The following is a 13,850-nucleotide window of genomic DNA, read 5'->3' as shown; positions in this document are numbered from 1 at the left end:
AAACTACTCATTATCAAGTCGTTCTTGTTCCACTTTTTCAGCCAGTCGTCTTTCTATGACAGGCTCTATGAGTGTTTTTCTTGGTTTTGTTTTTACGAAAGGGTAGAGCTCCAAATCATTTTTCATCCGGTCTTCTTTGTTGGGGTGTTTGTTGGTACCCAGCAATACTTTTTCGCCTTTGTCAAAGTCTTGTTGTTCTTTGGCAGCACTCTCTTTTATTTTTTTCTGAATAACCCCTTCTTTTAACTGATTGAGGAATCCGCTGCCTTTTTCTATATCCTTAAAGACTTCCAGCGCTTTTTCCGCTAATTGTGTTGTTAAACTTTCAATATAATAGGACCCGTCTGAAGCATTGGTAACCGAATCAAAATAGCTTTCGTGTCTTAAAATAAGCAATTGATTTCGGGAGATGCGCTCTCCAAATTCGTTGCTTTTATGGTACAGTGCATCATAGGGTAAATTACAAATGGTATCAGCTCCACCTAAAACGGCACTCATACACTCTGTGGTGGTTCGCAGCATATTGACGTTGTAGTCATAGAGTGTTTTGTTGCGTTTTGAGGGTGTGGCTATGATGTGGCAATCTGCATTGAAACTGTATTCTTTGGCTAAGCTTGTATATAACAAACGCAAAGCTCTGATTTTAGCAATTTCAAAAAAGTAATTGCTGCCCACGGCCACTTTGAAAATCACTTTTTTTAGGATCGCAGGTTTGGATTCAAATGCATTGAAATATTCATTGAGATGTGCCAGGGCATAAGCAAGCTGCTGGGTTATTGTTGCTCCGGCATTCTGATAGCCCGTTGTATCAACAAAAATCGTTTGGGTTTCAGCAAGTAGTTCTTCAAGATGACTGAAATCTTCTTTTAGGTTGTTGTGCCAGTTTCCGTCTTGGGTGTGGTGGTTGATAATGTCGTTTAAAACGTGAATATTAGCATTTGCGAAAGCTGGATGCTTCCAGGATTTCGGCGAAAGAAATTTTAAGTCAAAATAAAATGTATGGTTTTCAACCGGAATATTTTTAAAAAGTTTTTCTATGTCAAATTCCTGCTCGGCAGTGAAGTAAATAGCTTCTGCACCACGCTGAAGCGCATCCAGTGCCAGTTTGTTTGCAATGGTGGCATCATCAATAAAAATAAACTGCCCAACATCCCATCTTTTGGGTTGAGAAGGTATGGGGGAGAAGTTTTCCTTTAATTCATCACGGTGATAAAACGGTTTTACATGAATGCCTTCAGGAGATTTCCAAAGCAATGTTTCATTAAAGTCAGCTCCTTTAAGGTCGGCTTGTATTTTTTGTTTCCACTCTTTGGAAGAAACAGGGTTGAACTTATTGAAAAGCGATTTATTCATGTTGATTGTTTTTTAGGCTGTCCTCGTGTTCAATAATAAAAATCTCTTCATTTTCTTTTTTAAGATAATAGGTTTCGCGCGCAAATTTTTCCAATTCATCCTCATCTTTTAGTTTTTCAAGAAACTCTTTATCTCTGGTGATTTCGTCTTGGAAATAGTTTTTATTGTTTTCTAATTCGTTTATTTCCTGGTTTAACTCCTGATGTACAAAAAAAGAATTGGCATCAAAAAAAAACATCCATACGACAAAAACAATAGCAATAATGAAGTATTTGTTGCTAAAAAACTGAAAGCTTTTGTTCTTTTTTAAATCAGATAGTTTCAAATTAAACGTTTAGTTTTTGATTAATGATTGTTCTTACAATATCAACGGCTACCGTATTATAACGATTTGTTGGAATGATGATATCAGCATATTCTTTTGTGGGTTCAATAAACTGCTGATGCATGGGTTTTAAGGTTGTTTGATAGCGGCTTAAAACTTCATCAAGGTCACGACCCCGTTCTGCAATATCTCTTTTAAGTCTTCTTATGAGCCGTTCGTCACTATCAGCGTGTACATAAATTTTAATGTCAAACATATCTCTAATATCAGGATGTGTAAGTATCAAAATACCCTCTACGATCATCACATGTTTTGGGGCAGTTGCAACGGTCTCTTTGGTACGGTTGTGCTCAACAAATGAATAGACCGGTTGTTCTATTGTTTTTCCTTGTTTGAGCTCTTTTAAATGCGCTACAAGCAATTCGAAATCAATGGCTTTTGGGTGGTCAAAATTAATCTTTACCCTTTCTTCAAATGGAAGGTGAGAAGTGTCTTTATAGTAAGAGTCCTGCGAAATCACTCCCACTTCATTGGGTGGTAATTCATTGATGATTTGATTCACCACAGTTGTTTTACCACTTCCGGTGCCACCGGCAATACCAATTATAAGCATTTTGTTTCTGTTTTGGCAAAGGTAACAATAATTTGATTTTTTAAATGAGGTTTATTTTTTAGTAATAGCGCCAAATAAGGAGATGTTTCAGATCAAATATTATTTGTTTATGGATTTGACCTCTTCAAGTGTGACCATTTTATGCTGAGTATTGCCCCAGGAGTTCATAATATAATTCATCACATCGGCAACTTCTCTGTCAAGAAGTCCCATTGGTGGCATCATATTGTTGTATTGAATATCGTTCACGACAATTTCACCTTTCAAACCGTATTTAACAGAATGGATGCTCTCTGTTCGTTTTTCCATTAACCAGTCAGAATCTGCCAATGGTGGAAAAACTCCTTCGGTTCCTTTTCCATCCGGTAAATGACATTGGACACAAAAATCATTGTAAACGGTTCTTCCTCTGTTGATGCTTTCTTCTAAAACTTCCTGTTGCTGTTGCTGAGTTTCCGGTATGTTTAAATAAAGACCTGCTTCCTCAAAAAAAACTGGGGTCTTGTGAATAACAAACAGCAATACGCTTGTAAAAACAATTTTACCTACTAGTTGTATATTCAAGGCTAATTAGGAATTACTTTTACAATTCCTTTGCCTTCAACACCCATATAAACATATCCATCGGGACCCATTTTTACTGTGCGCAACCTTCCAATGTCTTCAGCGATTTTTTGACGTTCTGTTACTTGATTGTTGTTTATTTTAAGCAATTCGAGGTATTGAAACTTTAGTGAACCCACTAAAAGATGTCCTTTCCAGTCGGGATACTTGTCCCCTGTTACAAATGTCATTCCGCTTGGGGCTATAGATGGGATCCAATAGTAAAGTGGTTGTTCCATTCCTTCTTTGTGGGTTTTTTCGGTGATGGTGGTTCCACTGTAGTTCACGCCATAGGTAATTAGGGGCCAGCCATAATTTGCACCTTTTTTGGTGATGTTAATTTCGTCACCTCCCTTAGGTCCGTGTTCATGGGTCCAGATCTCACCCGTTTCGGGATGGATATCCATTCCTTGTTGATTTCTGTGGCCATAAGAATAAATGGCTGTTTTTGCTCCGGCTTCATTTACAAAAGGGTTGTCTCCGGGAATGCTACCGTCGTCGTTAATTCTGTAGATTTTTCCACCATCGCGGGTAATGTCTTGTGGATTTTCGTCCCGGTTTCCTCGGTCGCCTATGGTGAAATATAAATAACCCTGCTTATCAAAAACCATTCGGGAACCGAAATGAACGCCCTTGGCGGAATTGGGAGATGCTTTGTAAAGCTCATCAATTTGAGTTAATTTATTTTCTTCAAGTTTTGCTCTTACAATCTTGGTATTTCCTCCTTCACCTTCACCCATTGAGGAAGCGTAGGCGAAATAAATCCATTTGTTGTTTTCATAATCGGGGTGAGGCAAGATATCCAAAAGACCACCCTGACCTCTTAAATACAGATCCTCAAAACCGGTAGAAATAGTAAGCTCATTGTTGCCATTTACAAGTGTAACCTCACCGCTTTTATCTCCCACCAGCATAGATCCGTCCGGCAACCACGCAAGTCCCCAGGGTATCGCTACATTTGAAAAAACAGTTTCAAACGTATAGGAGCCTTGTTGGGGTTTTATTTCAATGTCATTTTGCTTGACTTGCGCACAACTGATAAACCAACCGGAAAAAAGAAGCAGTAAAATTTTAATTTTCATAGTTTTTTATTTTTAACGTTTTAATTTATAAAGGAGTCTCTGTATTTAATAATCACAACACTTAATTTTTCAAGTATTAAAAAAAAATTATATTGTTAGAATCGAAAAATACCCATTGTTAATTTTACAAAGTTATTTTCTTTTATAAGATAAAAAAAAGAAATAAAATGCCTGCTAATCTTAACATAAAATATATATTTGCAATCCGAAAAAACACAAGTTGTTTTTGTTCTTAAAAATATTGAGCAGTCAAATTGACAAAAAACCGAATAATATTTTTCGGGGTGTAGCGTAGCCCGGTTATCGCGCCTGCTTTGGGAGCAGGAGGTCGCAGGTTCGAATCCTGCCACCCCGACAATTTTGTTGAACTAGATGTGGTACTTCGATGAGCTCAGCACGGGCTGCACCTCTTTATGAATTAGAGGTGATATCCTTTTTAAAATTTTAACTTTGAGCTTACCAACACATTTTCGGGATGTGGCCCTTCGACAAGCTCAGGGCGGGCTGCACCACTTAAAGGTTAGGATGTATATTCTAACTGTTTAATAAATTATAATTTGAGCTTATTTACATATTTTTCGGGATGTGGCCCTTCGACAAGCTCAGGGCGGGCTGCACCACTTGAAGGTTAGGATGTAATATTCTAACTGTTTAATAAATTATAATTTGAGCTTATTTAACATATTTTCGGGATGTGGCCCTTCGACAAGCTCAGGGCGGGCTGCACCACTTGAAGGTTAGGATGTAATATTCTAACTGTTTAATAAATTATAATTTGAGCTTATTTAACATATTTTCGGGATGTGGCGCAGTCTGGTAGCGTACACGCCTGGGGGGCGTGGGGTCGCAGGTTCAAATCCTGTCATCCCGACAAGCACAAAAGTGATTTACGTTAGTAAATCACTTTTTTTGTTCACTGAAGCGTGCAAAATAAAATTTTGTTAAGCGAAAATGAACATAAAAAGTGAGAAAGCGACAACTTTCACTTTAGTATTTCCAGCGATTGATGAAAAAGGATTCTCTGAATCAGATTGAAATTTCAACTGTTCTATAAATTACCAAAAAAAGCCCCCAATTTGGGGGCTTTTATTTTCATATTATAAATTGATTTACTTTTTCACCGGTAAATCCAAACTAGGTTTTTCTGCCTTGGCATCACCACTCATCAGGTAGGTGTCAAACCATTGTAACATCCTTAGGTTGTAATCATATTTTGAACCTGAATTTCGGTTACCATGTCCTTCTCCGGGATAATAGATCAATCTTACCGGAAGTTCAGGTTTTCTAACTTTCAGATGACGGTACAACTCCATAGACTGTGCCGGGTGAACTCTTGGGTCATCGGCTCCGTGCATTATAAGAATAGGCGTTTCAGAACGGTCTACATAATACACAGGACTTCTTTTAAGATAGCCATCCCAATCGTTCCAAATGCGTTTTCTGGAGTGTACCAAATACAATTCTTCAGGAATATCACTGGTTCCCCATTTTGAAATGTTATTACTGATTCCAACAAACATTACGGCTGCAGCAAAACGGTCAGAATAATAGGTGCTCATCCAGGCTGAAGCATACCCTCCGTATGAACCACCTGTCACACCAATTCGGTCTTTGTCTGCGATGCCCTGTTCAATCAGGTAATCTACACCATCAACAATATCGTCAAACTCTTTACCGGCAAGGTCGCCCTGGCTGCTATAAGCAAACTCGGCTCCTCTGCCTGTACTACCTCTGTAGTTTGGATAAAAAACTGCATATCCTTTGGCGGTTGCCATTTGTCCGGGTATGGAATAGGCTGTGAGCCAGCCATTGGTATAATGGGCTTCCGGTCCACCGTGCACCACAGTAATTAAAGGAACATTTGTACCCGATTGATAATTTAAAGGATACATCAAAATTCCCTGAATGTCATATGCCCCATCGCGAGTTTTGTAAGTTATCACTTCTTGTTTTCCAAGTTGTACTTCACTTAACCACGGATTGTTGTTTGTTCTCTTTTGAGGAGCTGCATTTTTGGTAGCTGCCAGCGTAAAAAGCTCTGTGGGGTGTTGAGGTGAGCTCGCTGTAAATGACATTGATCCATTTGAAGCTCTGGAAAAGGAGGTGATATTATGGGCATCAGATTTGAAAATCTGTTGATTGCCACTGCCATCAGGTCGAATGCTTCCTAATACTGAGCTTGTTCCTTCGCTTGCCAAATAGTGAATGGTGTTTGCATCTGTCCATTTAATAGATTCATATTTACCCTTATAATCTGCGTTGATTATTTGAGGAGTCCCTCCATTGGCCGAAACAATTAAAATGCGTCCGTCAATTGGGTCGTGAATATCTTTTGCAGCTTTCAATGCCAGTTGGCTATTGTTTGGGCTCCATTCTATCTGGCCTAATTTACCTTCATTGTCAATGTTAGCAATTACGTTGCGTGTGCTGCTGCTTACAATTACAATGCCTTGTTTCATATATGAATCATCCACAGATGAAGTAGGGGCGGCCGATACAGCCAGTTTGTTGCCATCAGGACTCCAGCTCATCATATATACATTGCCATCGATATTCAGTTGTAATGGTTCAGGATTGGAAGCAGACAGGTCTACAATAAATGCTTTTCTTTGACTGAAATCCTCTTCATAAAAGTCAGGGGAGTAGCTAAGTGGTGTTTCGGGCTTGTCGTCTTTTTCCGAAATCGAAAAAGCCAGGCGGTTGCCATCTGCCTGCCAGCTGTAGTTTGAAATACTGGTGCTGTGGGAAAAGAGTTTTGTTGCCTCCCCGCCGTCTATACTCATTTCGAAAAGCGCATTGGTATCATCTCCTGACGGTTTGCTTAAGAAGGTGATGGTTCCTTTTGAAGGTCTGAAATTTACCTGACTCACGCTACCTGAGGTGAAATAAGGTTTGGTTTCACCGGTAGAGGTGTTCAGGACATACAGGTGTGTTGCGTTTGTTTTGTTTTCCTTGAAAGCATCAGCCGGAGCGCTTACTGTGTAGGCTACATAAGTTCCATTCTCTGAAATGGTGCTGCCGGTGACCGTTTTCATTTTTGCAATGTGGTCAGGAGTTACACCCTGAGCAAGAATTGTGTTGAAAGGGGAAAGTAAAAATGAAGCAACAAAAAATGCTATAAATAGCATCTTTGAAGGGACATTTTGTTTGGAGTATACTGTTTTCATCATTAAAATATGGGATTATGTTATTAATTGCGGAAAGATACTAAATTTTATTTTTTATGTCTGAACTTCTGGGAAACCTTAAGGCATAAAAAAACCTCCATCGTTTGATGGAGGTTTGTATACAATGAGTTCCAATTACTTAATTTTCTTTCCTTCCATTTCCTGTCCACCCTGAAACAGGGTCAAGCTTTTAACAGTGCCGTCAGGATTTTTATTGAAAGTTACTTTGGCTTCCACTACTTTAAGGAAAAAGGTGTTTTCGTTTTCAGCGAAAATCTCAAATTGCGGCTGGCCGGTTGCCTGGGCAAAAATTCGGTCATCTTTGGTGGTTACTACAATTTGAAAAGAAGGTTGCAGTTCATAGGTGCCTTCATAGCTGGCAAGAATTTCCTGTGGCAATGAGATGGATTCCTTTTCAGGTTCCGGGGTTTTGTCAGTTTCAACCCCTTTACTTTTATTAATCCGGTCAGTAAAAAGGCTTACTTTTTTTCCGTTTTCCATAGAAAAGTCATAGGTGGTGAAACTGTCTTCAAACTGAAAGCTATTTTCAGAAAGCGGAATCAGTTTAAACGGTTGTCCGCCCTCACGTGTGCTGTAAAGCGCCCCATCGTTGTATGTGATAAAGCGCACGACCTCTTCAAATTGATAGGCTCCCGTCCACTTTTGTAGTTGCTCTTCAGTGAGGGTTACTGCCGGTTTTTCAACCAAGGGCTTGCCCAAAACAATTGCTGTTGCTTTAAGGTTATAGGGCTCGGGTCCATTACCATTGTCGTTGGACAACACGATGGAGTAGATATTCTTTTCGGGCACATAAATGCCTGATGTAGTAAACCCAAAAATACCCCCGGTATGTTCAATGGAAGTGAATCCGGCAAGTTCATTGACACCCCACCCATAACCATAATAAGTTGGTTTGCCGTCGTTGAGTGTGTTATTGGTAAAGGCCAGTTGCTTGCTTTTTTCTGAAATGAGTGTGTTGTGATGAATGGCTTTACTCCATAAAAACATGTCATCTACGGTTGACATCAAGGAGCCTGCAGCATAGGGAATAGTCATGCTAAGATACTCAGCATTTCTATGGCTTTCGCCGGAAGGCTGATAACCACTGGCACGGTTGGGAATAATCCTGCTTCTGCTTCCGTAATAGGAGTTGTTCATGCCCAGCTCGTCAAAGATGTTTTTCTGAATGTATTCTTCATAACTCATGTCTGAAACCTGTTCAATGATATACCCTAAAAGTATATACCCCGAATTGTTATAAGCATAGCGTTCTCCGGGTTCAAACTCCATAGGCAAATCCTTAAAACTGTTGATGATTTCCAAAGGGGTCATGTCGGTTCGTGCTAATTTCATAAACTCGGCCACATCAGTATAGCTCTTAATTCCCGAGGTATGGTTGAGCAAATGATGGATGGTGATTTGATTGCCCCTGGGATAGTCGGCAATGAACTTTGACAGCGGGTCTTCAAGGCTCAGCTTGCCTTGTTCCATGAGCATCAGGATGGCAACGGAGGTAAACTGCTTGGTAATGGAAGCCAGTTCCAAAACACTTTCTGGTTTCATAGGCACATTCAGCTCCAGATTGGCCATGCCAAACGCCTTTCGGTAAATGACTTTGTCGTCTTTGGCAATGAGTACGGTTGCACCGGGTTTGTCAGCCGGATAGGCTTCTGTAAACAGGGCATCGATTTGTTGTTCAATGGATTGTGCCGGAGCAAGCGTGATACTCATCAAGAGTACCCACAGAATAGTAATTGATTTAATTTTCATAATAGAATGATTTTGATTGATTGGTTTGTTTGTCGCAATGAATGTCAGCTTGTTACATTTTTACCTCCTAAGATACTTTTTTATTTTGATAACTATCTCAAAAATTAACACTTTAAAATGATGGAATATTTCCTAATTTTATAATTTTGACTATGGAGATGAATCAAATAAAACAGTTGAAGAAAAAGCACCAGCGACACACTCCTGAAGTCTCAAAACAAACAGGTTTTCCGAGTGCTGCAACACATTATGCTGAGCAACCCATTGATTTGCACGACGAGTTGGTTGACAACCGTGATGCTACGTTTTTTATTCGTGTGAAGGGCAGGGATTTGGAATTATTCCGTATATATGATAATGACGTGCTTATCGTTGACCGCTCACGTGCCCCTCAGAACAACCGGCTGGCCGTCGTGGTGGAGGATGGAGATTTTTTTATCAGAGAGATTCAACTACAAAACCTGGACAAGGAATATGTGCTCTGGGGAGTGATTACTTATATAATCCACAAAGTGTAATGGTAGCCCTGATTGATTGCAACAGTTTCTATGCTTCCTGTGAGCAGGTCTTTCGCCCTGATTTGTGGGGAAAACCCGTGGTGGTGCTCAGCAATAATGACGGCTGTGTGATTGCGGCCAACCGCGAGGCCAAAGCACTTACCGACATTCCTATGTTTGAGCCGGTGTTTAAGATCAGGGAGCAACTCAAGGCGCATCAGGTGAATGTGTTTTCTTCCAACTATGCGTTTTATGGCGAAATGTCACAACGGGTCATGAATATCCTGCATCAGTTTTCACCACAGGTTGAAGTTTATAGCATTGACGAATCGTTCATCGATGTCACCGGAATTATCTCTGCCGATGCAACCGCTTATGCGGCTCAAATCAGAGACCGCGTTTATCGTTACACCGGGCTGCCTGTGGGTGTGGGGGTTGCAAAAACCAAAGTGCTCGCCAAAGCGGCCAACCGCATTGCCAAGAAATTCCACAGACAGCTCAACACGGTGTATGTCATCGATACGGAAGAGAAACGCATCAAAGCACTCAAATGGCTTAAGGTAGAGGACGTGTGGGGCATTGGCAGACAACACGCCAAACGATTGAAATCCATTGGGGTGCATACCGCTTATGAATTCACAAAACTCTCTGCCGGATGGGTGCGCAGGCATATGACGGTAGTGGGGTTGCGCATCTGGGACGAACTTAACGGGCGGCCCCGCCTGGGCATTCAGGAAATGCCCAAACCCAAAAAGGGGATAGGCACCGCCAAATCGTTTGGACGGCCCCTGGAAGACCTTGGGCTTATCGAAGAAGCCTGTGCCTATTACATCTCTGAAGTAGCTGAAGTATTGCGCGCACAGAAATCCTGTGCTACTTTTATCAACGTGTTTTTACACACCAACCGCTTTAGTGTGAAAGACGCTCAGTATTCTAACAGTATCACCATCACCCTTCCTGTTGCAACCAACGATACCCTCAGGCTGATTGCGTCAGCCAAAAAAGCATTGTACCAAATCTACAAACCCGGCTACCGCTATAAAAAAGTAGGCGTGTGCTTGCTGGGCATTGTACCGCAGGAGTTTGTACAAGGCAATTTGTTTCATCCTGAAAAAAAGAATGTGCAGGCGCTCATGGAAACCTTTGACCGGCTCAATTATAAATATGGCAAAGCCAAAGTCTATTCCGCTTTGTGTGGCAACCGAAAAAAAGAATGGCAACTCATACAGGAAGAACGTGGCCCACGATACACCACCCGCTGGGATGAACTGGCCGTAATACACACAAAAAAACAACCCCCAGCTTAGGGGGTTGTTCCATGTTTATGGTTCCATGTTTTTTATCTGAGCATGCCTGAATATGGTTGCCCTTTTTTTGGTTAATAATTAATTTTAAATATTGGTTTTTGTTCAGCAGTTAACTGCTGAACAAAAGTTTCAAATTCTACTGGTTTCATATTTTTTAGTGAACCATGTGGACGCTTATTATTATACTTTTCAATGATATTTTTAATAAGTTTTCTACACGGTAATAATTTAATATTTGTGTTCTCTAAGTCAATATACTCATTCTTTAAAATTCCATTTAAAGACTCTGCGTGTGCATTTTCCCAAGCTTTGCCTCCCATACTTGCATCAATATTGTTTTCTATATGCATCGCTTCCAATTCATCACAGGAGTATTGGCTGCCTCTGTCTGAATGAAAAATAAGTTTGCTCACTTGCTTTTTATCAAATCCTTCCATTGCTCTTTTAAAGGCTGCAATTACAGTGCATTGGGCTGTCTGGTTGTCAGACAAGCTCCATCCTTTAATTTTACGACTATAAACATCAAGTATCAACGTAAGGTAATAATGTTTTTTGACTCCTACTGAAATATAAGTCATATCGCTTACCCATAATTGATTGACATCGGTTACTTCTAGATTGGAAATTAAATTAGGATACCATTTTTTGCCAGCATATGTGGTACGACGATAATTTCGCTTGCGTTTTATCCTAAAACCATTTTTTAAAAGTAACGCTTCTGTTTTATCCCTGCCTATGGCGATAGGTTTTATCTCATCATAAATCTTTCTACAACCCATACGCTTGTGTTCTGTACGGAGTATTTGTGCTGCAGCCACAACTTCTTTTGAGATATTATCCAGTTTTTTAAATTGACTTACCCGTTTATAGTGGGCTTGCTTGCTAAGGCCTATCATCTGGTACATATCCTTCATTTTATAGCAGTGAGCTTGCTTATTTTTCCTGAACCATTCTAAGACAGCCGTTTGATCTTTTTTTCAATATCCACCCCTATACGATCTGAGGTCGTCTCGACCAGTTTCTCCAAATAATCAATACGCATTTGTTTCTGACCCAAAGCTCGCTCAAGCTCTTTAATCTGCTCTAATTGCTCTTTGTTCTTCTTTGACAAACTTTTACTTTCCACGATTACTCGATTTTTGTTGGCATAAAGTTCGGAATATTTTCTTAACCATTTGTAAACAGCTGTGAGGCTTACTCCGTAAATCCTTGAAACATCTAAGACACGAAGTTCGCCTTTCTCTATCTGTTTTACTAATTTAAGCTTTAACTCTAAATCAAATACACGTTGTACATTGCTTTTTTTCATAAATAAAAATTTAGAAAAAAAGGCAACCTATTTTAGGCTTAGTCAATCTACTTCGCCGGGAAGCCTTCTGAGGCGATCACTTCATCAATCTGAAGGCGGTGTCTTTCGGCATGGGCGGCTATAAAGAGTATATACTGATAGCCATCCATTTTTCCAAAGGGGGCATCAGCCACCCTGTTGCGCATCTCTTCTACTGAGTGTGCATCAATCAGCTGAAAAATCTTTGCGCGATTGTCAATTATGGCTTCCAGCGCTTGTTCGGCTGTTTTGAATTCACCGGTGGGGTGTAAAACTTCAGGGGCTTTAAACTTGGCAGATCGATCTACAAGGTTGTTCATGATGTCTTCATCTGAGGCTGCCAGCAACTCCCTGTCTTGCGGGTTGACAGGCTGCTCAAAGAGTGCCTGAACAGACTCGGCCAACGATTTTTCTGTAAGGTAAATATGTTCCAAACACATACTTACAGACCAACTTTCGGGAGAAGGCTGATAGGCCAACTGTGCTTCAGAAAGGCGGGTGGTTTTTGCTCTCAGTTGATTGATGTTTTGTTGATAATACTCCAAAAGAAATGACTGGTCATTTTCTTCGGCAGTGGTCTTTTGGGAATACACATTTGATGACTGAAAACCAATCAGCAAAAATGCGATGGCGGTGGTAAAAAGAGTGTTCATACGATTCAATTTAATTGGTTGATGTATTCGGTTATAGTTAAAAATTAAGTTTCACAAACAAACACAATTGTGTAACTTTGCACCTAATTAAAAAAACTTACAATGGGAGACGGAATTTACGCAAAAATAGTGACATCCAAAGGTGAAATCACCATCAATTTAACATACAAGCTCACCCCGGGAACGGTGGGGAACTTTGTGGCTTTGGCCGAAGGAACCCTTGAAAACTCTGCCAAACCTCAGGGAACACCTTATTATGACGGGATTTCATTTCACCGCGTGATACCCGATTTTATGGTGCAGGGTGGAGACCCCACAGGCACCGGAGCCGGCGGCCCCGGTTATCAGTTTGACGATGAGTTTCACCCCGAGTTGCGTCACGATAGCCCGGGTGTGTTGTCTATGGCCAATGCCGGTCCCGCTTCAAACGGAAGTCAGTTTTTTATTACCCACGTGGCGACACCCTGGCTGGACGATAATCACACGGTTTTTGGAAAAGTAATTGAAGGACAAGATGTAGTTGATGCCATCGCACAAGGAGATACAATAGAGAAACTGGAAATCATAAGAGTGGGCGATGCTGCTGAAAACTGGAATGCCGTTGAAGCCTTCAGGCAGTTTGAAGGAGCAAAAGCAAAGCGTGAAGCGGCCGCAAAAAAGCAACAAGAAGAATTGCTGGGAAGCCTGGGGGAGGGTTTTGAAAAAACCAACAGTGGGTTGCGCTATAAAATCACCGAAAAAGGAACCGGAGCCCAACCCAAAAAGGGCGATGTAGTGGTGGTGCATTATACCGGAATGTTCACCGACGGCAAGGTCTTTGATTCTTCAATTGAACGAAAGAACCCCATTGACTTCCCGGTTGGAAAGGGCAGGGTCATCTCCGGTTGGGATGAAGGTATTATGCTTTTAAACGAAGGTGCCAAAGCCCGGTTTGTGATCCCGTCACACTTGGCTTACGGAGCTTCTGGTGCAGGCGGAGTGATTCCTCCTAACGCTACACTGGTGTTTGATGTGGAGTTGGTAAAAGTTAAGTAGGGAGGGAGTGGTTAGTTTAATGTGTTGCGACAAGTGTAAATAGTTCGTTATCTTTTGTTCTACTCACTTCCTTAGGTAATGCACGACTAGAATAAAAGAAGTGTATAAACTGCCAGGT

The 13,850-nt window shown here is 40.8% G+C and carries 12 protein-coding genes, 2 tRNA genes and 1 pseudogene; 5 read left to right on the top strand and 10 right to left on the bottom strand.

All coding sequences use genetic code 11. From position 1 onward, the window contains the following. Positions 1–3: 3 nt before the first annotated feature. From IEV69_RS02780 to IEV69_RS02760, 5 genes are all read right to left on the bottom strand, one after another. Positions 4–1,353, bottom strand: a complete 1,350-nt coding sequence (locus tag IEV69_RS02780) for a methylmalonyl-CoA mutase subunit beta (protein ID WP_188439254.1) — start codon at positions 1,351–1,353, stop codon at positions 4–6. Then, positions 1,346–1,678 (bottom strand): FtsB family cell division protein, encoded by a 333-nt coding sequence (locus IEV69_RS02775; RefSeq protein ID WP_188439253.1) that lies wholly within the window; start codon positions 1,676–1,678, stop codon positions 1,346–1,348. The genes IEV69_RS02780 and IEV69_RS02775 overlap by 8 nt, the downstream gene beginning before the upstream one ends. A gap of 1 nt (position 1,679) precedes the next feature. Next, entirely contained in the window at positions 1,680–2,291 is a 612-nt protein-coding gene (udk, locus tag IEV69_RS02770) for a uridine kinase (protein ID WP_188439252.1), read from the bottom strand. A 99-nt stretch (positions 2,292–2,390) separates the two neighbouring features. Further along, positions 2,391–2,855 (bottom strand): c-type cytochrome, encoded by a 465-nt coding sequence (locus tag IEV69_RS02765; protein ID WP_308420125.1) that lies wholly within the window; start codon positions 2,853–2,855, stop codon positions 2,391–2,393. Between the two features lie 2 nt (positions 2,856–2,857). Continuing rightward, entirely contained in the window at positions 2,858–3,976 is a 1,119-nt protein-coding gene (locus IEV69_RS02760) for a PQQ-dependent sugar dehydrogenase (RefSeq protein WP_188439251.1), read from the bottom strand. A 280-nt stretch (positions 3,977–4,256) separates the two neighbouring features. Between IEV69_RS02760 and IEV69_RS02755 the strand changes: the two genes are divergently transcribed. Together IEV69_RS02755 and IEV69_RS02750 are read left to right on the top strand one after the other, a co-directional pair. Further along, a tRNA-Pro gene (locus tag IEV69_RS02755) sits at positions 4,257–4,331 on the top strand. Between the two features lie 442 nt (positions 4,332–4,773). Beyond that, positions 4,774–4,847 (top strand) — tRNA-Pro (locus IEV69_RS02750). 238 nt (positions 4,848–5,085) lie between these two features. Here the strand turns inward: IEV69_RS02750 and IEV69_RS02745 are convergent. Together IEV69_RS02745 and IEV69_RS02740 are read right to left on the bottom strand one after the other, a co-directional pair. Continuing rightward, positions 5,086–7,146, bottom strand: a complete 2,061-nt coding sequence (locus tag IEV69_RS02745) for a S9 family peptidase (protein ID WP_188439249.1) — start codon at positions 7,144–7,146, stop codon at positions 5,086–5,088. A gap of 132 nt (positions 7,147–7,278) precedes the next feature. Further along, positions 7,279–8,913: a serine hydrolase gene (locus IEV69_RS02740; protein WP_188439247.1), complete on the bottom strand. Its 1,635-nt coding sequence runs from the start codon at positions 8,911–8,913 to the stop codon at positions 7,279–7,281. A gap of 158 nt (positions 8,914–9,071) precedes the next feature. Between IEV69_RS02740 and IEV69_RS02735 the strand changes: the two genes are divergently transcribed. After that, positions 9,072–9,431, top strand: a complete 360-nt coding sequence (locus tag IEV69_RS02735; protein WP_229741287.1) for a S24 family peptidase — start codon at positions 9,072–9,074, stop codon at positions 9,429–9,431. After that, positions 9,431–10,717, top strand: coding sequence for a Y-family DNA polymerase (locus tag IEV69_RS02730; protein ID WP_188439243.1), 1,287 nt, complete (start codon positions 9,431–9,433; stop codon positions 10,715–10,717). The genes IEV69_RS02735 and IEV69_RS02730 overlap by 1 nt, the downstream gene beginning before the upstream one ends. 71 nt (positions 10,718–10,788) lie before the next feature. Here the strand turns inward: IEV69_RS02730 and IEV69_RS02725 are convergent. The 3 genes and pseudogenes from IEV69_RS02725 to IEV69_RS02715 form a co-directional block, all read right to left on the bottom strand. Beyond that, positions 10,789–11,640: pseudogene (locus IEV69_RS02725) on the bottom strand (IS3 family transposase); the annotation flags it as partial. 29 nt (positions 11,641–11,669) lie between these two features. After that, entirely contained in the window at positions 11,670–12,026 is a 357-nt protein-coding gene (locus tag IEV69_RS02720) for an IS630 transposase-related protein (protein ID WP_188439239.1), read from the bottom strand. A gap of 47 nt (positions 12,027–12,073) precedes the next feature. Continuing rightward, complete coding sequence (locus IEV69_RS02715) at positions 12,074–12,697, bottom strand: DinB family protein (protein ID WP_188439237.1); 624 nt, start codon at positions 12,695–12,697, stop codon at positions 12,074–12,076. 102 nt (positions 12,698–12,799) lie between these two features. Here IEV69_RS02715 and IEV69_RS02710 point away from each other — a divergent pair, with 102 nt between their 5' ends. Then, positions 12,800–13,732: a peptidylprolyl isomerase gene (locus IEV69_RS02710; RefSeq protein WP_188439235.1), complete on the top strand. Its 933-nt coding sequence runs from the start codon at positions 12,800–12,802 to the stop codon at positions 13,730–13,732. The last annotated feature ends 118 nt before the right edge of the window (positions 13,733–13,850 follow it).

This window comes from Planktosalinus lacus (assembly GCF_014640155.1).
Lineage (GTDB): Bacteria > Bacteroidota > Bacteroidia > Flavobacteriales > Flavobacteriaceae > Planktosalinus > Planktosalinus lacus.
Note: the sequence above shows the minus strand (reverse complement) of the source record. Positions and strands in the feature narration are given on the sequence as shown.